General features: G+C 60.0%; 19 protein-coding genes. 9 read left to right on the top strand and 10 right to left on the bottom strand.

The window, feature by feature from the left end:
* Window positions 1-105 precede the first annotated feature (105 nt).
* A complete protein-coding gene (nifH, locus tag MAIT1_RS09915) occupies window positions 106-987 on the bottom strand; it encodes a nitrogenase iron protein (protein WP_085442124.1) in 882 nt (293 codons plus the stop codon).
* 217 nt (window positions 988-1,204) lie between these two features.
* Here nifH and MAIT1_RS09910 point away from each other — a divergent pair, with 217 nt between their 5' ends.
* Window positions 1,205-2,041, top strand: coding sequence for an NAD(+)--dinitrogen-reductase ADP-D-ribosyltransferase (locus tag MAIT1_RS09910; protein WP_241893451.1), 837 nt, complete (start codon window positions 1,205-1,207; stop codon window positions 2,039-2,041).
* A 397-nt stretch (window positions 2,042-2,438) separates the two neighbouring features.
* Here MAIT1_RS09910 and MAIT1_RS09905 read toward each other — a convergent pair whose 3' ends face one another.
* Both MAIT1_RS09905 and MAIT1_RS09900 read right to left on the bottom strand, forming a co-directional pair.
* The gene (locus MAIT1_RS09905) at window positions 2,439-3,425 is read right to left on the bottom strand and encodes an IS3 family transposase (RefSeq protein ID WP_198947858.1); all 987 of its coding nucleotides are present in this window, start codon (window positions 3,423-3,425) and stop codon (window positions 2,439-2,441) included.
* Between the two features lie 11 nt (window positions 3,426-3,436).
* On the bottom strand, window positions 3,437-3,739 hold the full coding sequence (locus tag MAIT1_RS09900) for a transposase (RefSeq protein WP_085440272.1): 303 nt from the start codon (window positions 3,737-3,739) through the stop codon (window positions 3,437-3,439).
* A gap of 71 nt (window positions 3,740-3,810) precedes the next feature.
* Here MAIT1_RS09900 and MAIT1_RS09895 point away from each other — a divergent pair, with 71 nt between their 5' ends.
* Complete coding sequence (locus tag MAIT1_RS09895; RefSeq protein WP_085442122.1) at window positions 3,811-6,276, top strand: methyl-accepting chemotaxis protein; 2,466 nt, start codon at window positions 3,811-3,813, stop codon at window positions 6,274-6,276.
* A 45-nt stretch (window positions 6,277-6,321) separates the two neighbouring features.
* Window positions 6,322-6,687, top strand: coding sequence for a Rieske (2Fe-2S) protein (locus MAIT1_RS09890; RefSeq protein ID WP_085442121.1), 366 nt, complete (start codon window positions 6,322-6,324; stop codon window positions 6,685-6,687).
* 172 nt (window positions 6,688-6,859) lie between these two features.
* Here the strand turns inward: MAIT1_RS09890 and MAIT1_RS09885 are convergent, their stop codons facing one another.
* From MAIT1_RS09885 to MAIT1_RS09875, 3 genes are all read right to left on the bottom strand, one after another.
* Window positions 6,860-7,525: a carbonic anhydrase gene (locus MAIT1_RS09885; RefSeq protein ID WP_085442120.1), complete on the bottom strand. Its 666-nt coding sequence runs from the start codon at window positions 7,523-7,525 to the stop codon at window positions 6,860-6,862.
* Between the two features lie 54 nt (window positions 7,526-7,579).
* Entirely contained in the window at window positions 7,580-7,915 is a 336-nt protein-coding gene (locus MAIT1_RS09880) for an STAS domain-containing protein (RefSeq protein ID WP_085442119.1), read from the bottom strand.
* A gap of 111 nt (window positions 7,916-8,026) precedes the next feature.
* On the bottom strand, window positions 8,027-8,443 hold the full coding sequence (locus MAIT1_RS09875) for an antiterminator Q family protein (protein WP_085442118.1): 417 nt from the start codon (window positions 8,441-8,443) through the stop codon (window positions 8,027-8,029).
* A gap of 269 nt (window positions 8,444-8,712) precedes the next feature.
* Here MAIT1_RS09875 and pyk point away from each other — a divergent pair, with 269 nt between their 5' ends.
* Window positions 8,713-10,458, top strand: a complete 1,746-nt coding sequence (gene pyk, locus MAIT1_RS09865; protein ID WP_085442116.1) for a pyruvate kinase — start codon at window positions 8,713-8,715, stop codon at window positions 10,456-10,458.
* Between the two features lie 84 nt (window positions 10,459-10,542).
* Here the strand turns inward: pyk and MAIT1_RS09860 are convergent, their stop codons facing one another.
* The 4 genes from MAIT1_RS09860 to MAIT1_RS09845 all read right to left on the bottom strand — a co-directional run bounded on the left by MAIT1_RS09860 (window position 10,543) and on the right by MAIT1_RS09845 (window position 17,743).
* On the bottom strand, window positions 10,543-12,054 hold the full coding sequence (locus tag MAIT1_RS09860) for a tetratricopeptide repeat protein (protein WP_158089413.1): 1,512 nt from the start codon (window positions 12,052-12,054) through the stop codon (window positions 10,543-10,545).
* 143 nt (window positions 12,055-12,197) lie between these two features.
* Window positions 12,198-15,527: a tetratricopeptide repeat protein gene (locus MAIT1_RS09855; RefSeq protein WP_085442114.1), complete on the bottom strand. Its 3,330-nt coding sequence runs from the start codon at window positions 15,525-15,527 to the stop codon at window positions 12,198-12,200.
* Between the two features lie 155 nt (window positions 15,528-15,682).
* Window positions 15,683-16,066, bottom strand: a complete 384-nt coding sequence (locus MAIT1_RS09850; protein WP_085442113.1) for a VOC family protein — start codon at window positions 16,064-16,066, stop codon at window positions 15,683-15,685.
* A gap of 111 nt (window positions 16,067-16,177) precedes the next feature.
* Complete coding sequence (locus tag MAIT1_RS09845; RefSeq protein ID WP_085442112.1) at window positions 16,178-17,743, bottom strand: B12-binding domain-containing radical SAM protein; 1,566 nt, start codon at window positions 17,741-17,743, stop codon at window positions 16,178-16,180.
* 466 nt (window positions 17,744-18,209) lie between these two features.
* Here MAIT1_RS09845 and MAIT1_RS09840 point away from each other — a divergent pair, with 466 nt between their 5' ends.
* The 5 genes from MAIT1_RS09840 to MAIT1_RS09820 all read left to right on the top strand — a co-directional run bounded on the left by MAIT1_RS09840 (window position 18,210) and on the right by MAIT1_RS09820 (window position 24,269).
* The gene (locus tag MAIT1_RS09840) at window positions 18,210-20,723 is read left to right on the top strand and encodes a motility associated factor glycosyltransferase family protein (protein ID WP_085442111.1); all 2,514 of its coding nucleotides are present in this window, start codon (window positions 18,210-18,212) and stop codon (window positions 20,721-20,723) included.
* 54 nt (window positions 20,724-20,777) lie between these two features.
* Entirely contained in the window at window positions 20,778-21,776 is a 999-nt protein-coding gene (locus MAIT1_RS09835; RefSeq protein WP_085442110.1) for an NAD-dependent epimerase/dehydratase family protein, read from the top strand.
* A gap of 31 nt (window positions 21,777-21,807) precedes the next feature.
* Window positions 21,808-22,497: a transglycosylase domain-containing protein gene (locus tag MAIT1_RS09830; protein WP_085442109.1), complete on the top strand. Its 690-nt coding sequence runs from the start codon at window positions 21,808-21,810 to the stop codon at window positions 22,495-22,497.
* 185 nt (window positions 22,498-22,682) lie between these two features.
* The gene (locus MAIT1_RS09825) at window positions 22,683-23,669 is read left to right on the top strand and encodes a radical SAM/SPASM domain-containing protein (protein ID WP_085442108.1); all 987 of its coding nucleotides are present in this window, start codon (window positions 22,683-22,685) and stop codon (window positions 23,667-23,669) included.
* 39 nt (window positions 23,670-23,708) lie between these two features.
* A complete protein-coding gene (locus MAIT1_RS09820; protein WP_085442107.1) occupies window positions 23,709-24,269 on the top strand; it encodes a hypothetical protein in 561 nt (186 codons plus the stop codon).
* Window positions 24,270-24,281: the final 12 nt, after the last annotated feature.

The following is a 24,281-nucleotide window of genomic DNA, read 5'->3' as shown; positions in this document are numbered from 1 at the left end:
TGGTATGGGAAAAAACGGCGCAGAGTTCCCGCCCCCGTCCGAGGACGGGTTTGGGAAACAGGCTCTGCAGTCGTGTGATACGGAATTTTAGCGCGATCCGCGTGATCAGGCAGTCGCTTCTTCTTGAGCGGTCTTGCCGACGATGGACTCGTCTTCTTCTTCCATGATGCCGAATTCCATCAACAGGTCTTCCAGCTCGTCCATGGTGATGGGGGTCGGGACTTGCAGGTTCTTGTTGGCGATGATCTTGTTGGCCAGCTGACGATACTCATCGGCTTGTTTGGCCTGGGGATCATACTCGATCACGGTCATGCGGCGGATTTCAGCGCGCTGCACCACGTTGTCGCGGGGCACGAAGTGAATCATGGTGGTGCCCAGCTTCTCGGCCAGCGCCATGATCAGCTCGTCTTCGCGGTCGGTGTTACGGCTGTTGCAGATCAGACCGGCGATGCGCACGGAACCGGAGGAGGCGTACTTCACGATGCCCTTGGCGATGTTGTTGGCGGCGTACATGGCCATCATTTCGCCGGAGACCACGATGTAGATCTCTTGGGCTTTGTTCTGACGGATGGGCATGGCGAAACCGCCGCACACCACGTCGCCCAGCACGTCGTAGAACACGAAGTCGAGGTCTTCTTCGTAAGCGCCCTCTTCTTCCAGGAAGTTGATGGCGGTGATCACGCCGCGGCCAGCGCAGCCGACGCCGGGCTCAGGACCGCCGGACTCGACGCACTTGATGCCGCCGAAGCCTTCTTTCAACACGTCGTCCAGCTCCAGGTCTTCCACGGAACCGGCTTCAGCAGCCAGGCTCATGATGGTCTCTTGAGCTTTGGAGTGCAGGATCAGACGGGTGGAGTCAGCTTTGGGGTCGCAGCCGACGATCATGATTTTTTTGCCTGCTTCGGCGATGGCGGCGCACAGGTTCTGGGTGGTGGTGGATTTACCGATGCCGCCTTTACCGTAGATAGCGCATTGACGCAGAGCCATGGGAACACTCCTTCATTTCAACGTGAATTCGTTTATGATGTGTCAGCCGCGCCTCTGTTGGTCACGGCGGGGTTCGCTTCTTGCCCCTCACTAGCGCAACCCCGGCGCCAATTTTGAAATTTTTATTAGAGCACTGTTTTTATTTATGTTTTTTTACTAACAACAACCCCCAGACACGAAGCGACAAATGCGACAAAGCACAAACAATTGTAGCGTTGTGGACAATTTGGACGAGCTGGATCTGGCGATCCCCAAACGCGCGCGCAGTCTGTTTAACCGATGCACCCTGCCCGCCGCCGCTTTGGGGGGGCTCCTCTACCAGCGCAAGCCCGCGCCATTGGCTCTCACCGGCGTGTTGGAGCTGCACAAGACGCTGTTTCAAACCTTGGAGCTGCTGGATAACCCGGGCCAGCGCGCCAAACTGTTCATGGATTACATGGACGCCACCTTCATGCTGAAGAACCCGGAAGAGATGGGGTATGCGCCCGGCGGCAAGAAGCAGCGCATCAAGGCCGACTACCTGCGCATGCTGCGCGGTTGGCTGTTCAATCCCGATGGCAGGGAGGCGGCGGTGCTCAAAGGGTGGGTTGCTTCGCGCTTTGGCTTGTTGCCGCGCTACCATGAAACCCAACTGGATGACTATGAGAGCGAGGCCTACCAGAACTTCCTTGCCATGCAGTCCGCCGGTCTCTATGGCACCAGCGCGCTGGAATCGCAACTGGACGTGCTCTACCACTACTGTCAATACGAGCTGAAAAAGCGCTTTGGCGATGAGGAGGAGTTCTGGCCGCTGTTTCGCGGCGTCAACGCAGTGGATCAGTATGAAGTGCTGGCCAAGGCGAAAAAGGGGCGTCGTGTGGTGTTGCTGAATAACCTCAGCTCCTTCTCAGAGGAGCGTGAGCGCGCTGATGAGTTTGGCGACTACATTCTGGAAGCCAAAATCCCGCTGACCAAGGTGTTCTTCTACAACCATCTGTTACCCGGCATGCTCAAAGGCGAAGAGGAGGTGTTGGTCATCGGCGGCTTGCTGGAGGTGCGCATCACCACGCTTTAAAGGCGTGTCGCATGTACGACAATCATTATAATTCAATTGCTTAATGCGTGACAAATGCAATTTTCAGGCGTCTGTGCGCGATTGTCATCCTGTACTCGTGAACGCGGATGGATGCGTGTTGCAGTTATATTAATGTTTATAAATCGCCATGCAAAAGTTCACGTTGCGCTCTTTGACGGAAATGATATGATTTGCATCTTTCCCCGGTCTTTTATTGACCTTACATGCGTGGCGCCAGACCTCTAAACACCGTCTCATAAGTGCGCCGCCGGAGATTAAGGCGTCGTTAACATGCTCTCTCGCCTCTCTTTTAGCGCAAAAATCGTCCTCTCCATCAACCTGCTGGTGATGTGCTGGTTCAGCGGAAACATGACAACCGTCTAAACCAAAATATCAGTTAGCTGTTCGCCTTTTCAGCCATTTTTTGGGATGGCTGAAAAGACTGCTTTTGGTGCGTCGTCCGACGCCGTTCTCTGGCCGCCTCAAGCTTTTCATCTCGTTCGGCCAGGATCTGCACATGCCGCCCTTCCAGGCGATCCTGTGGGGTGACGTAGTCGATGGCGCTATGGAGCCGCCGGGTGTTGTAATGCTCGACGTACTTTCCCACAACCCGTTGGGCATCTTCCAGCGATAATGGCGTCTGAGGCCGAATGCACTCACGCTTCAAACTACCGTGAAAACGCTCCAGTTTTCCGTTGCTCTGCGGATAGTAAGGCGAAGTCCTCACATGCGTCATGCCGGATTCCCGGATGAACGCCTTAAAATCGTTGGCAACGAACTGCGGCCCATTGTCTGAGATCAGCCGCGGCTTAGCTTCCGGATAGGCCTCCTGAGCTCGGAGCAGGACCACTTCAACCTCATCTTCCTTCATCGACTCACGAATCTCCCAGTGGAGGATAAACCTGCTACATCCATCCAGGACACTGCACAGATAGTAGAACGTCCCCTGGATATTCAGATAGGAGATGTCCACATGCCAGTGTTTATGCGGCTCCGAAGGCTGTTTGAACCCTGTGCCCTTCTGCGAGGGCGGTGGGCTCCAACGACGCATCAGCCCGGCAGTTCTGAGCACACGCAGCACTGAAGAGGGGCTGACCGCCACCACGCCTGCATCCAGCATCATGTAGGTCAGGCGCCGATAGCCCTCTGACGGATGTTCATAGGAAAAAGGCGACAATCGCTTCCCTCTCCCAATCGTCCAGAGCCAAAAATCTCGGGGAATACGGCCATTGTGGTCGTTAACCATTCCATAGCGCTTGCGCCATGAATAGAACTTGCCCCTTTGCACGCCTATCCAGTTGATAATCCGGCTCGTGTCGATTTCGCTCTTGTCTGACCAAAACGCCACGAAATCCACCACCGAATCCCGTATGTCCGGCTCCACCCAGCAGCCGTTCAGCTCACCCCAAGACTTTTTTTTAGCGCAACATGCGCCTCAAGAAGCTCGGACATAACCTCATTTTTGGTTGCCAACTTCGCTTCTAGTTCGGCAATCTGTCGATCACGAGCCTTTTGGCCGCGTTTGTCAGCCAAAGCCGCTTCGCCATTCTCAAACAAAGCCTTTTGCCAGCGATAGTACTGGCTGGGCTGAATGCCCGCCTCGTCACACAGATCCGAGAGAACCACCTTCTCGACCAGGTGACGGCGCACATAGCCTACCTTCTGCTCAGCCGTAAATCTCCGCTTCTTCCGTTCCATACAAACCTCCGCTTATTATCTACACATTATAAACGGCTTGTTTGTCATTTTCCAACTGAACCGAAACAGTGATGCTGGCCCTGGGCGTAATCTTCATCGCCTGGACCGGGCAGGCCAAAGAGGAAGAAGAGCTTGCATTCCTGGATGAAGCGCGCGCCATCACCGCCCAGGTGGAGGCGGCGCGTCAATACATGGAGACGCTGCAGAACGAGAAAATCTTCAATCCGGAACTTCTCCACGAAGCCCAGCAAATGGTCGCCAAAAGCGGGGCCAAAACCCCGGAACAGATCATTCAGGCCGCGCGCGGCTCGCGCTACTATAAATCCATTCCCATCGTCGCCAGCTGGACCATCGGCAACCACAAAGCCGAAGGCGCTGGCTATCAGTTCCGCGTGGTGCGCGAAAACGCGCGCAACCCGGACAACGAAGCCAAAGGCGTCGAGCGCGAAATGCTCGAACAGATGAAGCGCGAAAACGCCAAAGAGATCTGGCTCATCGATGATGACCTCAAAGCGATGCGCTACATGCGCCCCATCGTCCTCACCAAAGGCTGCATGGCGTGCCATGGCGCAAAAGAGGATGATGACAATGGAGACGGCCTTGATACGCTGGGTCTGAAAATGGAGGGGTGGAAAGTCGGCGAAGTGCGCGGCGCCTTTCAGATCATTGCCGATTTGGGCCCTCTCCATGCGCGCCTAAACAAAATCCGTCTGCATATCCTCGGCATTGGCGCAGGAATTTTGCTGGTGGTGGCGCTGCTGGTGATCTTCCTGGTGCGCTCCTTCGCCACCCACCCCCTGGCCCAACTGCGCCAGGTGTTGTTGCGCTTGAGCCAAGGCGAATTGACGGTGCAGACGCCCAAGCGCGAGGGCAATGACGAGATCGCGCTGATCACCCAGGCGGTCAACTCATTGGCGAATCAATTCCTGAGCATGATCGAAAAGGTGTTCCTGCATGTGAACTCCATCACCGCCTGTGTGGGCGAGCTCTCCATCGCCCGCGACGGCCTCTCCACCGACTCGCATAAGAACCATGCGCTGGCGCAGGACATCGTCGACGAGCAGCACCAAATCGACCAGGCCATGTCCGCCATCACCTCGGCGGCGCAGCAATCCTCCGCCAGCGTCGGCGAGATGAACGAGGCCAGCGAACGCGCATCAGTCAATATTCGCGGCATCGCCGACAATGCGGAGGTGATCTCCGGCAACATCAACACCATGGCCTCCGCCGCCGAAGAGATCACCGCCAACATTGCGGGCGTCAACGGCAGCCTGGAGCAGGTGGACACCTCGGTGAAGGAGGTCGCCACCTCCATCCGCGATCTGAACCTGGCGTTGAGCGGCATTCGCGATCTGTGTCAGGAGGCGCGTTCAGCTTCGGAAGAGGCCAATGTTGAAGCTCAGGGCTCTGCCAAAGCGATGCAGAAGCTGCACGACTCGGCGCGCGCCATTGGCGCCGTGGCCGACTCCATCAGCGGCATCGCCCAGCAAACCAACATGCTGGCTCTAAACGCCTCCATCGAGGCCGCTGGCGCCGGTGAGGCGGGCAAAGGCTTTGCCGTAGTGGCCAATGAGGTCAAAGAGTTGGCCGCGCAGACCTCCGAAGCCACCAAGCAGATCGCCAAAACCATCCATGAGATTCAATCCAGCGCCGATGCGGTGTCCCAGGCCAATCAAGGGGTGCTCACGCGCATTGAGGGGATCTTCAAAGCCAACGATGAGATCGCCGATCAGGTGCGCGAACAGAACGACAATATCGGCGGCATCTCCGGCAATATGGATGCGGTCTCCACCGCTGCGGCGGAGGTGACGGCGCGCGCCCAGGAGCTCAACGCCGCCGCTGAAGAGGTGGCGCGCTCAGCGCTGGAAGCGGCCAACGGCGCCAGCGACATCGCGCATTCCGCCAGTGAAGCCGCCAACGAAGGCGCCAGCCTGCTGCAACGCAGCGAAGAGGTGCGCGCAGGCTCCCAGGAAGTGCTGAAATCCGTTGAGTCCGCACGACAATCCATGACCGCCTCCGAAGCGCGCCTGAAAGAGATGCTGGAGAACTCCGGCCTGATTGACGGCGCCATTCACCACACCTCCCTACTGATCAGCACCACAGCGATTCCCGCCAAAAAGCTAGTGGAGTCCGCCGCCCAGTTGAATGCGGGGGATCAGCCGTTCGATGTGGCCAGCATTAAGAGCGCCCACTTGAAGTGGCTGGGCAAGTTGGAGGATGTCATTCGCGGGCGCACGGCGCTCAAACCCGAAGAGGTGGCCAGCGGCCGTGAATGCGCCTTCGGCAAGTGGTACTATAGCGATGGAGAGCAGTGCTTCGGGGCCATGCCCATCTACCAGAAAGTGGGCGAGGTCCATCTGCAAGTTCATGAACTTGCCAGGGAAACTGTCTCATTGGTGTCCAGCAAGCAGGTGGATCAGGCGTTGGAGAATATGGATCGCTTCAACACGGTCAAAGATGAACTGTTTGACCTGCTTGATAATCTGTATGACGAAGCCTGCGCCCAAAAAAGCACGCTGAACTGTATGAACAAGTAACGTTGCCGCTTGCTGCCGGGAACGACTGCGGATACAGAGGCCCCTATGCCCTACTCACTGGACGAAGGCCACAGCTCCGAGAGTGACATTCTCTGTCGCTTGGATGACATTGAAAACCCGGGGGGCGTGGTGATTCCCCCTTCACCCCTCACACCGCCAGGCGGTCTGGTGATCATTCGACACGGCGCCATGGTGCGCGCTTTTGAGAACCGTTGCCCCCACTTTGGCGTGGGCTTGGATGCGGAGACCGGCTCCCTACTTTTTGACTGGGAAGCCAAGCACTTGAAGTGTCGCAATCACTACGCGCGCTTTGCCATTGATGATGGCTCCTGCCATAGCATCGACTGCGACGAAGCCCCTCTGACGCCATTCCCCATCCGCGTGGAGCGCGGCGCCATCTTTCCGGCATAATCCCTGACCGAGTCGTTGCTGTCTCGCTATGCAATCGAAATTGTTCGGGCGATTCACCAAGCATTCCCGGACAATCGGCGCCCACGCTATGCACAATTCTGCGCAGGAGCCGTCTGATCAAAGAGGCAGATGGGCGCGACAGACCAACTGGTCAGATGGGCGGTTGGCGAATTCAGCATGACTCCTGCGGCTGACGCAGCATCAGGTCCAACGCATGAGGCCCGGCGCGGCCGAGATCCTCCAGGCAGGAGTGGGTGGCCTCCAGATCGCGCAACAGACCATCGTGCAGGCCATACACCAGCCCATGCACCGAGACCTTCTGACCACGTTCCCAGGCGTCCTGGACAATGGTGGTGCGCGCCACATTGGTGACCTGGTGCACCACATTCAGTTTGCACAGCCGCCGCCAGCGCTCCTTAGGATCGATAGCGTCGTCGATGAACTGTTTGTGGAATCCGTACACATCGCGCACGTGCTGTAACCAGTTGTCCACCAAGCCGTGGCGATTGCCCTCCAGCACCGCCTTGACGCCGCCGCAGCCGAAATGTCCCACCACCAGGATGTTGGGCACTTTGAGCACCTCCACAGCGAACTGCAACGCGCTGAGAAGATTCAGATCCGAGTGGTTAACCACATTGGCCACATTGCGGTGGACGAAGATCTCGCCTTGCTGTAGCCCGGTAATCTGATTGGCCGGCACCCGGCTATCGGAACAGCCAATCCACATATAGTTGGGCGTTTGTCCCTGCTCCAGCGTGCGAAAGACGTCCCGGTAATCCTCGGACATCCGTTGCGCCCACTCCTGATTGTTGCGAAACACCCGATCCATGTTGCACATGCGTCTTCCCTTTACCACACAAAAACAGCGCAATGGCCCCTGTATAAAGAGCCTTTACGACTGAAAGCCGATTTCAAACAGTTTATCCAATTTGGCTTTTTTCAGGGATTCCAATGTTGTGGGATTCGGATCCATCAACTTGACGGGGGCGGCGCTCACCTCGCGCAACAGCAGCAAAACGCCAAAGAAAAAGCTGTTGAGATAGGGTGCGCCAGCCAAGTCCACAGTCACCTGTTCATAGCGCTTTTTCTGCTCCATCTGGGCTTCGAGAAAATCGGTCAATGTCTTGAGCATGCCGAATGTGACGCTCGCCTCGATATGCAGACGCCGCCCGCCATCCATCTCCATGTGCCGACAGAGCAGATCCTGCTCATCCGTACGCCCGCTCATGGGAACACCCTCATGAAACATTCCGTCATCTGACAACCCATTGGTAGCATCGCTTCATTGTGTCAGTTTGCCGCCGCAGAGCCAACCTCTTTTGCATGATCAACAGGCGGATTATGGCTTCTGCATCCAGAGCCCCACAAACACCCCTTCGGCGCGCGCCGCATGAATCTGAAATGCGCTTTTGCTTTTGGGCAAATTTCGCGTCTCATGCAGATGCGCCGCCGCACTGGCGTCGGTCATGCCGTCCTTATAGCGCGCCATGAGGATCTCCGCCTCATCCGGGAAGATCCGCTGCATAGCGACCAGCACCTTCTCCACACTCTCAGCTATGGCGTCTGGACACGGCGCAAAACGATTATGCTCCACCGGCGTCAGACCATAATCCTGCAGGCGCGCCATGCCGCCCCCGGCCATGCGCGGCAACGGCACGCCGCGCGCCGCCCAGCGCCCCCAGCGTCGCAGCGCTTGTCGCGCCTCGCGCAGGAAGTCATTGTCTGTTTGATTAAACGATTGTGTGGCGGCCTGCATTGTCCTCGCGCTCCTTGATACAGAAAACCAGGGGGGATTTGGAAATCGCGCTGCGCAAACCGGCGGTGGCGACGCGCCTCACCCACAACATCTCAAATCAATATAATATTATAATGATTTTCTCGCAAGCCATTCGTGTCGGTCAACAAGAGAAAAATAGCGAAATATCTGATATTTTCTTGATTCCGCCCTAAAATCGTCACACCCTTCGGCTATATTTTTTCGGTTATTTCTGCAAATCCTTTCACACCCTCTTGGAGTCCTTGCCCATGTCATCCGCCCGCCGCGCAAAAATCATCGCCACGCTGGGGCCCGCCTCCAACTCCATCGATCAGATCGTGCGCCTGATCGACGCCGGCATGAACGCCGCCCGCATCAATATGAGTCATGGCGATCACGCCACCCATAAACAGACCATCGACAACATTCGCCAAGCCAGTCGGGAAACCGGTCAGGAAGTGGCGATTCTGCTGGACTTGCAGGGGCCGAAAATCCGCGTGGGCAATCTGGATGAGCCGCTGCAACTGCGCCCGGGACAACGCTGGCTGATCCTGCCGGAAGCGGTGTTGGAGTCCAACGGGGCGCCATCCAGCTTCCAGGATCGCATCATCCCCACCACCTATGCGGCGCTGGTTAACGACGCCAACGCAGGCGATCGGGTCATGTTCGACGACGGCAAACTGCTGGCGCGGGCGGTGGAGAAGGTGGAGACGGGTTTGGTGGTGGCGGTGGAGCATGGCGGATTGCTCAAGTCCCACAAGGGCATCAATCTGCCCGACTCCGACGTCTCCGCCCCCTCCCTCACCGCCAAGGACCAGAAGGATCTATTCTTCGGCATCAAGCATGAGGTGGATTATATTGCGCTGTCGTTTGTGCGCGATGATCGCTGCGTGAAGAACGTGCAGTACATGCTGCATGAGCGCAAACTGTTCATCCCCATCATCGCCAAGATTGAGCGACCGCAAGCCATTGAGAATATTGATCGCATCATCCGCGTGGCCGATGGCGTGATGGTGGCGCGCGGCGATATGGCGGTGGAAGTGGGCAACCACCGCGTACCCGCGCTCCAGCGCGACATCATTGAGCGCTGCCGCCGTGCAGGAAAATTGGTGGTGTGCGCCACGCAGATGCTGGAATCGATGATCTCCAGCCCGGTGCCCACCCGCGCCGAGGCCACCGACGTGGCCAACGCGGTGTGGGACGGCGCCGACTCGGTGATGCTATCGGCGGAGACCTCGGTGGGCGAATACCCCATCGACACCGTGGCCACCATGAGCCGCATTGTGGAGGAGGCGGAAGCCACTCCGCGCAGCGCCCCCATCTATCCGGACAACCACTCCATCGGCGGCGCCGCCATGGCCGCCAGCGCGCGCATGGCCGAACAGGTCAACGCCAAGTGGATCCTCTCCCTCACCGTCTCCGGCAACGCCTGCTGGGAGTTGGCGCAGTTCCGCCCCGGCTCGCCGGTGCTGGGGGCGGCGCGCTCGGTGGGCGCGGTGCGCCGCATGAGCCTCTACTGGGGGGTGCAACCCGCTCTGTTCAACTACACGCGGGAGGAGCATCCGGAGATCGAGCCCATCGTCATGCAGTTCATGCGCGACAAGCGGTTACTGGATGTGGGCGATAAAGTGGTGGTGACCAAGGGCACCTCCAAACTGGTCACTCACGGCTCCTCGGTCTCCATCCGCGTGGAGATTCTCAAGGACAACTTCGCTGAAGACACCGGCAAGCGTGGCGGACAGATCAATGAGGAGTCCATTGCCGGTAAAGGGCTGCTCTCCATCGACAATGGCCTGTGCGTCAGCTGCGGCAACTGCGCGGCGATCTGCCCCCATGAGATCTGGACCAACCCGCGTGAGGCGCAACCGGCGGTGATCGACCGCGCCCGCGTCGACGCCTGCAGCCTGGATGATGAGTGCATGCGCGTCTGCCCCACCGGCGCCATCACCCTCACCAAGGCCAGCGATATGGCCCTGGCGGTGGAGATTGAAGACGCCGATATGGCGACCACCTGACGCTGACGCGTCAGCCGATAAAAAAGCCGGGCGAATCTGAGATTCGCCCGGCTTTTTTATCGATCAGAGCAGTGGATTAGCGACTCACCCCCCACGCCCAAACAGCTTCTTGCGCAGACCGCCGAGGAAACCGCCGCTCTTGGGCGTCTCCTCCGCTTTCTCCTGCTCCCGCTGCGGCGGCTGCAGACCACGCGCCAGAGCATCGCGGAAGGCGTCATAACTCTCCTGCGGATCATCCCCCGGCTCCGCGCGCACCTTGTTGATCCATGCCTGCATCAGGATGCGGCAGGGATCGGGCATGCGGTCCAGCAGCGGCTGCATATCGTCGTAGTTCCACCCCGAGGGGATCAACTCTGGATCCTCTTGAATGGCGCTCAACTCCGCATGGGCGCGCGCTACCGCATCGCCGCTCTCCCGCGCCAGCCCCAGGGCCAGACGCATCATGTGGTGACTGCGCGACTGACGCGCATCGGTCAACATGGGAACCGCCTGATCCAGCGCCTTCTCACAGGCGTCCAGATCGCCATGCGTCAACTCCATCTCGGCGATATTGTGCAGGTAGTCCGGGTTATCCTCATCCTCTTCCAACGCCGCCAGCCACGCTTTGCGGGCGTCCTCCAGACGCCCTTGCCGCGCGGCGGTCTTGCCCAGACCGTCCCAGGTAAAGGCGTCGTGGGCGTCCAGTTCATTGGCCTTGCGCAGCGCCTCCTCGGCGTCGGCGGCGCGATCGGTGTGCATGCGCAACAGCGTGCCCAGAGTAAACCAGAGATTGGGCGCATTGGGGGCCAGGAAGATCGCCTTGCGGTAGGACTTTTCCGCCTCATCGAATTGACGGCGGTGATCGCGTTGCAGATTGCCCAACCCCAGCCACGGCGGATAGAACAACGGATCCAGGTCAATGGCGCGGCGATAGCACGCTTCGGCCTCGTCCACCCGCCCCAGATGGTTCTTGAGCAGATGCCCCAGAGCGTTCCAGGCCATGGCGTAACCGGCGTCGATCTCCACCGCGCGGCGGTAGGACTTCTCCGCCAAATCATAATACCCACGCTGCTCCAGGGTATCGGTGATCTTAAACCAGAACGCGGGGAAGCCGCCCCAGTCGCCCAGGGTCTCATCGCGCTCGCCGTTGATCACCGCCTCCAGCACCGCGCGCTCGTCCAGCTCGCGCCGCTTGATCCAGGCGTCGAGCCAATCGAACCAGGAGACGATGCCGCGCTCAAGCAGGTAGTACCAGTAGAGTTTGGAGACCTCGCGATATTTATTGGTCTCATCATTGAGGATCTGCTCGAGCTCCTCGAATTGGTGCGAACCCAACTGCGAGGCCAACGCCATGATGCGCAACCGCGCGGTAATGGAGAGAGAACGCGAGAAGGCCGGCAGCATGGCGTCCAGCTTATCGGCCACGCCCGGGGTGAACTCCTCCGGCGTGCAGGTGGGGTCAGGCCAGTTCCAGTGCGGCGGATTCTCCCACGGATGATTGAGCACCCCGCGGGAGATCCGGTTGCGGTCGGCCATCAACAGCTCGCCGCTTCCCTCCCCGCTGGTCGGGGCGTTGGGATCCGACGATTGCTGTGACTGGGACGCAGTATTATCCATCAGGCGCTCCGCGAATGAGGCCGCGCGCAAGCGGCACAAACATATTGGGTCATCAGTATTCCAGCATACAACGTCCGGCCGCCTGACAGAAACAAAAACCGCCATTTTTGATCACTTCAACACCCCTATCAAAACTGTGCGCATCAGCCGACATCACGCCCCATACGCGCCAGGATGCGCCGGGCAAAGGTCTCGTAGGAGTAGGCCTCGGCAATCTCATACGGGTCGCTTTGGGGCGTGCGCTCAAAGCAGGCCTTCAACTCCGCCTTATTGCGATAGAAGAGAATATGGTCGTCCCAGTGAGGCCCTTCGGCGTTGGCGCGATCATCATTGATGATGGGGTAGACGCCGCAGGCCGCCAACTCGGCCAAGCGCTGGGACTTCACCATATGCGGATGCGGAGAGAAGGAGTAGCGCGCTTCGTTGTACTTGGCCACCACCGCCTCGCCATAAGGCAACTCGCCTTTGAAATAGGGCGCAACGATGGGGTTCTTCTCCCAGAAGCGGCCCCACACCTCCACCTCATAATCCAACTCCGGAGCCAGTTCACACAGCCACTCCACGCTGGTGTCGCGCACCACTGAGGGGTAGAGATAGTCAAACACGTGCATAAACGGCAAATTGTAGCGCTGCGCCAGCGCCTCGACTTCGGCGCGGCTATAGTAGTCGCCCACTTCAAAGCGCTGTTTCACTTCCGCCAACAGCTTGGCCTCCTCCGCGCCCCCATTGCGGAAGTTACAGTGCGAGGAGCCCACAAAGACGATTTTACGACGCTCTTCACGGGGCGTGGTGAACGTGAAGCGCTGCAGATCCACGCACAGATCCTGCCGCTCAACGTTTGGAGCGTCGGTCTCGCGCAGCAGCACATCGAACTGGGGATAGGCGGAATAGCACAGATCCCGTTCGCGCCATGGCAACGGCTTGCCTGCACTGATCTGGGGCATAGGGTCCTGCCACCAGGAGACGTTCCACACCTCCGGATGCAACCACTCGTTATTCAAGTGGTTGATATTCACCACCAGATCTGGCTGAAACTCCCGCTGCTCCCGGAACCAGTGCGAGACATCCAGCCCTTCCAGTTCGTTCTGCTCGATGACAAAGCGCACAGGGCAGCCTAATTTCTCAAACGCATGAGCCAGGTTACGCGAAGCGTGTTGCATCACCGTGGTCATGCGCGAGGCCGCCAGCATCACCCGCGGAAGCCCGGCCTCATTGCGCGGCGGCAGTTGTTTGAGTTCCGCCGCCACGGCTTGGACACGCTCATTGCGACGCATGCGCGCCCCATCCACCAGCATCGCCGCCTGTATCGCCAACTGACGCTCATCGGCGCTATCGAGATTGAACTCAATGCGCGCAGGCAGGCGTAAACGGGTCTCCACCAGAAAATCCAGCATCGCGCCCTGCAGCGCGATGAGGGTCTCCGGCGCGTCGTCCTGGGGCGAGCCCAGATAGTAGCAGAGCCGCGGCGCGCTGATCGCCTGGTTCTGTTGAAACCGAACGCCCTTGCGCGCCTGCTCGGCGGCGCGCTGCGCATTGAGAAACAGCGTATCGCCATCGGCCATGGCCAGAGGCTGGGCATGCGCTGGTTTGGCGTGATTGTAGAACTGCTTGTACAGATCGGCCAGTGTCGCGCGCCCCGCCTCATCGTGCAGTTTGACCAGATAGGGATAGACCCCATACAGCGCTGGGTTAAGACTCACCGCGCGATTGAGCGGCTCAAGGGCCTCCGTCTCACGCTCAGTGGCCATAAGGACAATTCCCAGGTTGGCTTGCGCCTCGGCCAGATTGGGGTCCAAACGCAACGCCTCCCGGCACGCCGTTTCGGCCCCGCTCAGATCGCCGGTCTCCTTGCGCAGCGCGCCCAAGGTGCTGTGGTAGTGAGGATTGTCGCCATTGACCGCGATGGCGCGCTCCACCAGGATGAGCGCGCTATTCTGGTCGCCGCGCTCATCGTGCACGCAGGCCAGTAGATGCAGCGCATCCTCCTGGCGCGGGTCGCGATCGATAATCTCCAAATAGAGCCGCTCAGCATCGGCCGTGCGTCCGTTTTGATGCGCGGTCACAGCCTCTTGCAGGCGGGATATAATCTGCGGGTCCATAAGTCCCTCGCTTTCGTTGATTTCCGTTGGGATATAATCCGGAGCCAAGTGGTCCAGAGTGCGCATCGCCAGGGAGGCGACGCGATCATCCCGCGCCATGGCCAAGCGCGCGCCACGACCGATCAACTCGGCCGCCTGCGCGCCGGACTCCGCCCAACACACTGCAGGCCGGGCCCAGGCCAGATCCTTGGGAGACTCCGGTTGGCGCCACCACACAGCGTAGGGCAGTTGTGGATGCAGATGCGCGGGCTCCAGGCAATCCACATCAATGGCCAGGTGGGGGGCAAACTGAATGTACTGCGCTAAAAAGGCGTCATCTTCGATCAACAGCCCGCCGGGATCCGGCGACTCCACCCGCGTGTCGCACCCCAGCGCGGCGAAACTGTTGGCCAGATTGGCCCCCGCCGCTTCAGCGCGACCACGGGCGCCATGGATAAACACGCGCACCCGCTCACCGGGTTTGCGCGTGGGATTGAGCATTTGCGCGTGGGTCAAAAGGCGCGCGGCGCGCAAACGACGCATGGCCCCCACCTCATCCAGCAGCAGCGCCGCGCGCACCGCCTGCTGACGCTGCTCGGCGTCACCGGCGTCAAAACCGATGCGCCGCGGAAACAGCGGCGCGCGCTGTTTTTGGAAGAATGCGTACGGATCGCCGGTGAGCGGCATCAAGGTTGGCAATCCGCGCGCGCTCCAAGGATCCTTGCTGGGGACATAAAACACATGGCTTGAGCAGTCGCCTATATCCTGCTTCTGCGCCGCCTCGGCGCGCCCCTGCGCCTCATTCAGGAAAAACACCCCGCCCGCATAGGGTTCACAGGCTTGACCAACGGCAAAAGCGCCGATCTCGCGCCACACCTGCGCCAGCAGGGTCAACCCTTTGCGCTGGGCCGCTTGTTGAATCAGGGCGCAGGTGGTGGGATCGGGCGCCTCGGCGCCAGCGCAACGGGTCTGCCGCGTCAGCGCGCTCTCAACGCGCCCCTCCTCCAGATCCAGCGCCGCCAATTTGCCCCATCCGGCGCCATAGCGGGGATCGCGCCCCGTGGCGGTCTCATAGGCGATGCGCGCCTCGCCCAGGGCGCCGGTGGCGCGCAGGATATCCCCGCGACACACCCACAGGGCGGCGGCGTTGGGATCGATCTCCAAGGCGCTCTCCAAACTACTCAGAGCGTCGTCAAAACGGAGCTGCGCAGCCTGGGTGGTGGCGCGCATACGATACAGATCGGCGCGCTGGGGATATTGCGCGATCAGAAGGTTCAACTCTTTTTCAGCGCGCGGCAACGCGCCCAGAGTCAAGGCGTGGGAAACGCGATCCAACCCGTCGAGAAGCGCCTGGGCCGGTTTTGCGCTGTGGGTGGCGAACTGTTGGCGCAGCATGATGCACACTCTCCCGTCTTGCGGCAAAATTCGCCGCGTTGGCCGCCAGAGGGCGGCAGATGGCGCCGAATTCCGCTGACCTGGAGGCGGATCCTGGACGCTCTGGGAGAGACTCAGCAAAAAGCGTGCACAAACCCGCGATACGCGGCGGAGCTCTACTCGGACTGCTCAACGATGGTCCATATGTGACCATCGGGGTCGCTCAAGGTGAAGCCGGGGGCCTCCCACGCCGCCAGCGTTCCCATGGGGCTGGGCTCCAAACCGCGCCGCAACAGTTGCGCGTGCAGCGCGGCCGTATCAGCCACGCACAACCATAAAGCGCCCACCTGGGCGGCGCTCTGGGCGGCGGCGCGCGCCTGATCTTGCAGAATCACCTGGGCGCCGTCGCCGCGCAGCAGCGCCCACACCGGCTTGCCGTCGGCATGGCGCGCCGCCACCGCTTCAAATCCAAACGCTTCGGCATAAAACGCCGCGGATAGCGGCGCATTGCGCACCAACAGGCTCGGCGCCATCCACTGAAAACTGGGAGAATGCCCCATTCCTCTTGCTCCTCAATCCGTTTACGTTCAATCCAATCAAGCAAATTTTGGCGTGCAAAAAGGGGGGATGGTCACCCATCCCCCCTTTTGGTTCGACACCGCTGGCCACGCTTAACCGTTGACCACTTTCATGAAGCGGCCATTCTTATCCAGCAGGCCATTTTTCGGCGCGTCGGACGTCGTCATGGTCTGCTCTTCGGTATTGGCGTAGTCGACCCCTTCGGCGCCGGGGAAGTAGACGCCCAGGTTGCGGATGGTGTTCTTGCGCCATTTGGCCAACTCCTCCAGGCTGACCCCGGCGATTTTGGCGAAACGGCGGCGCTTCTCTTCGCTCTTGAAGTTAATCCGATCCCACTCCAGCGCGCGCAGCATGTGCAGATCCCGCGCGGTGAATTCGTCGGTCTCCATGGAGCCCTTGCCAAAGCCGAAGAAGGAGGTGTCGGCGAAGCTGAAATCGCCCGGCAGCGCGCCCATGTCCTTGGCCATGTGATACATTTCGGTCTGCGGCAACGGCGTGGCGATGTGAAACGACACCATATCCACGTCGATCTCCTCGGCCACCCGGAACGAGTCGCGAATCTGGTCCCAGGTCTCGCCGGGCGAACCGATGATAAAGTCGGAGCAGATCTCAAAGCCCAGCTTCTTACCATGCTCGATAATCTTGTAGGCATGCTCCAGATTCAGAGGCTTTTTCAGAATGTTGTCCAGCACCCACTGATTGCCCGACTCGATGGGAAGAATCAACTGGTAGGTTTTCGACGCCTTCATCTTCTCCAACAGCTCAGGCGTCAGCAGGAAGGTGGCGAGATTCACCGACTTCCACAGCAGATCGTAGTCACGCTCAATCAAGCCATCCAAAATGGCGTTGAAGCGTTTGCGATTGATCACCAACTGGTCATCAATAAACAGAATCTCGCGAATTCCCCACTCATTGTAGAGAATATCGATCTCCTCGAGCACATTCTCAGCCGAGCGCAGACGCACCTTCTTGCCGTCAATGGAGTGGGTGCTGCAGTAGGTGCAGTCGTAGGGGCAGCCACGACTGGTGACAGTGATGGCGTAGGGCTCGCGGCGCGCGTTCATCACATTGCCGTAGCTGTTGTTGCCCTGGAAATACTCGCGCATGCGGGTTTTGTGGTAGTTGGGGAACGGCACCTCATCCAGGGGCCGAATCTCCACCGTCGGCTTCTGGATCAATTGCTCGCCGTCCTTCCAGTAGGTCAGCCCTTCGAAGTCGCTCCAATCGGTGCGCCCGGCGTTGAGATCCTCCAGCAGTTTGGGCAGTCGACGCTCGCCCTCGCCCAACACGGCGAAATCGGCCACGCGGTCGCGCATGGCCAGTTCCGGCGAGGTGGTGGCGTAGACGCCGCCAAAACAGATAATGGCGTCCGGCAGCGCGCGCCGCACCGCTTTGGCGTATTCGTGACTGGAGTGGGCGTACTCCAGCGACATGCAGGTAATGCCGACAAATTGCGGGTTGAACTCGACGATGCGGTTGATCGCCTGCTCCATGGTGAGATTGCCGAGATTGGGATCCAGGGGCTCGACTTCGTAGGCCTCCTCCACCACGGCGGTGAGGATGCCCAAAGTGTACGGCGGGACCACCCATTGGCGTTTGCCAAACCAGGTGGAGTTGGGCTGCGTAAGCAGCACCCGTTCAATGGATTGTTGGGCCATGATGCGTAGACTCCCGTATGGTGTGCCTCTTTTGGGACCGCGTCCGTTGCGGGCGCCGGTCGCGCGACGTTGCGGCGACGGACTGACGCGCTCACAACGTGGGTTTGCCAGGGCGGTCACGCAATTGACGTGCCGCCTGCGCCGCCAGCGGGAGATAAAATGCAAACGCTTCTCACTCCCCGTCTTTTTTTGGATGCGCGCACAGCGTGCTTGTTCCCGCAAACAGAGCCATGGAACCCCTTTTTCAGCTGCGCGGCAAGGGACGTTATGACAACGCTGCGCAGAGCGCCCCTACCCCGTGGAATAACGATTGCATATACTGCGGCGGATCCGCCAAAGCCCGCGCCAGGATGCGCCAATCGCCTCGATTGGGAAAAATTCGCCCACCAAATCGCCTTTTTGCGAATAAAGCGGCAATTTTCTCCTGGACGGTCAAGACAACGCCACAGCCTGTACAGAGCCTGTTATGAGTGAAATCGACGCCCAAACTGACGCCCCGCCACTGGATTTTGGCCCTTTTTTGACCAACGGCTTTGGCGATCGCTATCTTCCGGCCATCAACCGCGAAGCGTTCTCCCGCCTGGGAGCAATGGCGTTCTATAAAGGTCATTTTGGCGAGGAGCTGGAGCGCGAAGACCATCTGTTCGTCTGTGTGGGGACCGACGGCGGCCTACTGATTCGCTATGTCATTGACCGCGGCGTTCCCCCGGGCAGCCGTTTCCTGTTCATCGACTTCCCCGAAATGATCGAACGCCTGCGCGAAGAGGGCCTTGAGGCGGACGATTTGCCCAAACGCATTCATCTGATCTCACCGGAAAATTGGGCGGAGTTCGCCATCAAAGAGTGTAGCGCCTCAGACTACCTCTATCTGGACAATATGGCGCAGACCAAGTCCATCGCCGTGCTGGACGCTGAATTCGCCCCCTATCTGGACCTTTGGCATCAGGTCAACAACGAGATCCAGCAGCTGCGCACCCACATCAATATGAGCGTGGGCACGCAGATCTTTATGCTGCGCTGTTTGGAAAATCTGCCGGAGAACCATACGCCAACAATCTGTTTGCGCGACTCCATGAAAGGGCGCGCTGCGGCGTTGCTGGCTGGCGGCCCCTCACTGGATGAGGCGTTGCCGTGGGTCAAGGCCAACCGCGACCGACTGGTGGTGCTGGCGGTGTCGCGTCTGGCCAAAAAGCTGCAAAACGCGGGCATCGTTCCCGATATCGTGTTCGCCATCGATCCCCACGACATCGCCTTCTTTGCCGCCCGCGAGATGCTCGAAGCCTACGAGCGCACCCTGTTCGTCAACATGTACCACTGCAGCTCCCTGCTGGTGGGACAGTGGCGCGGTCGGCGCGCCTACATCGGCACGCTGTTCCCCTGGGAGTGCGAACTGAACCCCGACAACCCCGTGTTCCCCGGCATCACCGTGTCGCACCAGGCGCTGGGCACGGCGGTGCAGATGGGCTTTGAGCAGGTGGTCCTGTGCGGCTTCGACCTGTGCTTCAGCAAAGAGGGCTTCACCCATGTGGCCGGCACCGTGGAGAGCGCCCACGGCCCCTTTATGGAGCAGACCCAATATCAGGTGGAAACCAATGGCGGCTGGATGGCGGAAACCCGCCACGACTTCTTCAACGCCATTCCCAGCCTGAGCCTTCTGGCGCAAGCGGGCGAAGCCAACGGCACACACGTGCTCAACCCCTCCCCAGCAGCGGCGCGCATCGACAGTGTCGAGCACGTCCCCTGGGAAAAGATCTCCTTGCCTGAGCCCTTCGACGCTTGGCAAACGCTGCTGGATACGCTGCCGCCAGACACCCCCGCAGCGCGACTGGAGCACTACAATATTGTGCTCAAAGAGCTTGATCGCGCCCGTGCGGAGATGCAGAAGGTGCGCAAGCTGGCGGTGGAGGGCATTGAGTGCAATGCGCGCTTCTTCGGCCGCAAAGGCAAACCGGCGGACTTCAAGTGGAAGCAGCGCATGGACGCCATTGAGGAGGAGATCAATGGCCAGCACCAGGAGATGGCGGTACTGGCCAAACGCTGGGGCATGCGCGAGTTCCTCAAACTCTCGCGGCCGGATAAAGAGAAGGAGTGGACTGACGAGGAGATCGAAGAGACCGGTCGCCGCTACTACGAAATCTTCCGTGAAAACGCCGCCTCGGTGATCAAGTGGCTCAACGAAACCCGCTCGCGGGTGGTGGCGCGTATTGAGGAGGAGAAGCCCAAGCCCAACCTCAAGATGATCATCAAGCAGTGGGAGGAGGATCATCAGCCCGCACGCGCGCAGCTCTATCTGCAAAAACGCGGCGAGAGCCTTGAGCAACTGCATGAGAGCCACGCCAAGCGTTTCCGCAACCTGTTTGACGAATATCAAAAGATGCTCGCCGAAGAGGATAACCCGCACAAACACTTCATCCAGCAAATGACCAACCCCATGGCGGCGGCGGGCAAGGCCAAACAGCTGTTCCAACACAAAGATATCGAACGCCTGAAGTTCTACCTGGAGGGATTGCGCCGCAGCGCAGTGGAGTTCCAGGAGGAGCATGTGGCCATGGCCGAAGGCTACCTGGCCGAGTTGGAGGGCCGCGACGCCGACGCCCTGGTCGCCTACGAGAAGGTGACCTATCCGCTGCTGATGCTCGATGCGTTGACCCGCATCAGCGGTCTGCACCTGACCTCGCACCAGATCGATAAAGCCCTGCCGGTAATGGAAAAACTGGCTGAAATGTCGCCCATTCGCCGACCCCACTACGCCACCCTGCTGGCCCTGACCGGGAATGGCGACAAGGCGATTGAGATCTATACCGAGTACCTGGAGCTGGCGCCGGAAGATCTGGTCACTCTGCTGAAACTGGCCAAGCTCCACGCCCAACGCAGTGAAGTTGAGCAGGCGCGCGCCGCGCTGGACAAGGTGCTCAAGATCGATCCCAAGAACCTGCCCGCCAAGGCGCAACTGGCCGAACTGGACGCCCTGGAGGCGTAAGTCAACCCGCAAGCCGGGACGCGCTGCGTCCGTCAACCCAAGGAACTGTCGAATATGTCCGAAACGATTCTGGTCACCGGCGGCGCCGGTTATGTGGGCTCCATCCTGGTGCGTCGTCTGCTCGAGCGCGATATCCGCGTGGTCTGCATCGATAATCTAATGTTCGGCGGCGAGGCGCTGCTGGATGTCTGGGGCCACCCCAATCTGCGCTTTGTGCGCGGCGACATCCGCGATGAGCAGTTGATGCAGTCGATCTTCAATGAAGAGTCGTTCCACGCGGTCATCCATCTGGCCGCCATTGTCGGCGACCCCGCCTGCGCCCGCGAGCCGGAGGTGACCCGCTCCATCAACTGGGACGCCTCGGTCAACCTGCTCAACCTCACCCGCGCACACAAAGTGCGTCGCTTCATCTTCGCCTCCACCTGCTCCAACTACGGCAAGATGGCCGACCCCGATGGCTATGTGGTGGAGGACTCCACCCTGGCCCCGGTCTCCCTCTACGCCGAACTCAAGGTGGCGTTCGAAAAGCTCCTGCTGCACGAAATTGAAAAATCGCCCGAGTTTGTCCCCACCAGCCTGCGCTTCGCCACCGTCTATGGCCTGTCGCATCGCATGCGCTTCGACCTGACCGTCAATGAGTTCACCAAGGAGCTGGCCCTGGGCAAGGAGCTGGTGGTGTTCGGCGAGCAGTTCTGGCGCCCTTACTGCCATGTGGCGGACTTCTCCAACGCCATGCTGGCGGTGCTGGACGCCCCCGAAGAGAAGGTCGCCTATGACGTCTTCAACGTCGGCGACACCAGCGAGAACTACACCAAAGGCATGCTCATCACCGAACTGCTCAAGGTCTACCCCGACGCCAACATCAAGCGGGTGGAGAAGAAAGAGGACCCGCGCGACTATCGTGTGCGGTTTGAGAAAATCGAGAACACCCTGGGCTTCAAAATCTCGCGCACCGTGCCCGAAGGGATCCGCGAAATCCACGATGTGGTGACGTTGGGAATCATCCCCGAGCCGGAGAATCAAAAGTATTACAACATTCCACACAGCGCGTAAGCCTTCGCGCCCGCGCTGTCAGGAGACCGCCGTGACCACCGTGCGCGCCATCGTCTACATCTCCCTGCTGCTGATGCTGGCCGGTGTGCTCTACGTCTCCATTGAAGTGTGGAGCGAGCATCAACAGACGCCCAAACTGGTGGCGGAAGCCCAAGCCCTGCTGCGCGCCGACCGCGAGCGACCCGGCGCGGTGACGCCCGCCGATCTACCGGACGCCTGGCGCACTGCGCTGCTTCAGGCGGCTGATCCGGGCTTTGCCGAGCACGATGGGTTGGATCGCAGCACGCCGGGCGCCGGAACCCACACCATTGCGCAGAACGTCGCGGCGATCATGCGCCTGCACATGGGGTTGGAGACGCGCGCGCGGGGCAAGCTCACCCTCTCGGCGCAGGCGCTGACCAAACAGTTGGGGCGCGATGCGGTGCTCACGCTCTATCTCAACCACGTCCCGTTGGGAGAGGCCCACGGCGCTGCGGTGGCCGGATTACCGGACGCCGCGCGCAGCTATTTTCAGACCAGTCTGAGCCAGCTGAGCTTCGATCAATTCCTTCAGTTAGTGGCCATGCTGGAGGATCCGGCGCGCTACCATCTGCAGGATCAGCCCGAGGCCAACGCCGCCCGCGTGGCGCGCATCCACGCGCTGCTGGATGGCCGCTGCAAACCCGACGGCGTGTTGGACGTGGAGTATGCGCGTTGCCCTTCCAGTGTACAGAACAAATGATTGGGGAATAAAAGAGACTGGGGCTTCGCCCTGGACCCACGAGGGCGCCGCCCTCGACCCGCACGGGCTCTGCCCGTGACCCGCCAGGAGGGACGCCCTCCTGGACCTCGATTCGTTGACTCCGTGCGCGCTTGGCTTTTCGTGCGCGTGCGACCCTTTTTTATGCCCTGTCGCGAGAGATCCTTATGGGACAGCCCCGGGAAAATCCGTTCAAACCGATCTATGCAGCCTGCAACAGCGGCAATTCGGCCCACAAACTGGCCAATCTGCCTGACGCTCCGCGCTATATCGATATCGAACTGACCAACACCTGCAACTTCCGCTGCCTGATGTGCCCCACCGGGACCCACATGCAGCAGCGGGACTCGGGCTTTATGTCGGAGGAGACCTTCAATCGGGTGCTCGAGCAGATCGCGCCGTACAAAATCCCTCTGCGCTTTATCCGCTGGGGCGAGCCGACCCTGCACAAACAGTTCGTCGAATTCCTCACCCGCGCCAAAGCCTTGGGCATTCCGCTGCATATGAACACCAACGGCAGCAAAATGGATGACGCCCTCATGGACGCGCTGCTGGCGATCCCCCTGGACAGCATCAAATTCTCCTTCCAGGGAGTGGATGCGCCCAGCTACGAAGAGATGCGCAACACCGACTTCTTCGCCGAACTGATGGATGTGATCAAAGCCCTGCACGCCAAGCGCGGCGATGGACGTTTCCCCTATCTGCACGTCTCCACCACCATCACCTATGAGGACGCCGAACGCGTGGCCGCCTTCCGCGCCGCCATCGAGCCCTACGCCGATATGGTCACCGTGGGCCGCACCATCCTCGAACACATGGACCCCAAGTCCATGCGCTGCTCGCAGAAGGACTTGGACACCCTGCTGCGGCTCAAGGATGCGGAGTCGGTGGTCAAGAAGCACCCCGAGTGCCCGGAGGTGTTCGACAAACTCTCCATCAACTGGGATGGCTCGGTCTCCGCCTGCTGCGGCGACTTCGACCAGCAGATGGTGGTGGGCGACATCAACGCCCAGAGCCTGGACGCCATCTGGCGCAGCGAACAGTTGAACCGCTATCGCGAAATGCTGGCGCAAATGCGACACGACGAGCTGCCCTTGTGTCGCACCTGCTACGACTACATGGGGCTGCAAACCCCCGGACTGCAACAGACCTGACGCCAATTGCGTCGGCCTTCACACCTCGAGTCGCCATCTATGCGTGAATTTCGCTTCTCTCCTGCGCGCGCGCTGCTGCTCTGCGCCACCCTCCTGCTGTGGGCGATGAGCACCCCGACCCATGCCCAGGGACGCGCCGCTGGGCCTCAGACAAGCGCCGCTTACGCCTTGGCGGTGTCTCAGGTGGCCAACTCCGCCCGCGTGCGCTTTATCAACGACTTCACCACCTCTTTTATGCAGACCCTGGAATCTGGACTGGCGCAACAGAATCAGAGTATTCCGCAAACCAAACGCGACGCCATTGAACGGGACATCCGCCGCGGCATCACCGAAGCCGTGGACGCCAACATGCGCCCTCTGCGCGCCATCGCCGCCGACTTGGTGCGCAGCGAAATTCCCCCGCAGATCCTGCGCGGACTGGATCAACTCCCCATCACCCAGCGTCAGGCCGCCATCCGCAGCCTCTCCTTCGAAGAGACCGAGCAGAATATGCAGCGCCTCTCCGCCTGGGGTGAACAGGTGATGCGCAATGGCGGCAACGTACGGGTCCGGATGGTGATGCAAAAGCATCTGCCCAGCCTGTTCCCCCCCTCGCGCTAACGCAACAGTCGG

The sequence above is a fragment of the Magnetofaba australis IT-1 genome (assembly GCF_002109495.1).
GTDB classification, from domain to species: domain Bacteria; phylum Pseudomonadota; class Magnetococcia; order Magnetococcales; family Magnetococcaceae; genus Magnetofaba; species Magnetofaba australis.
This window is presented reverse-complemented; position numbering and strand designations above follow the sequence as displayed.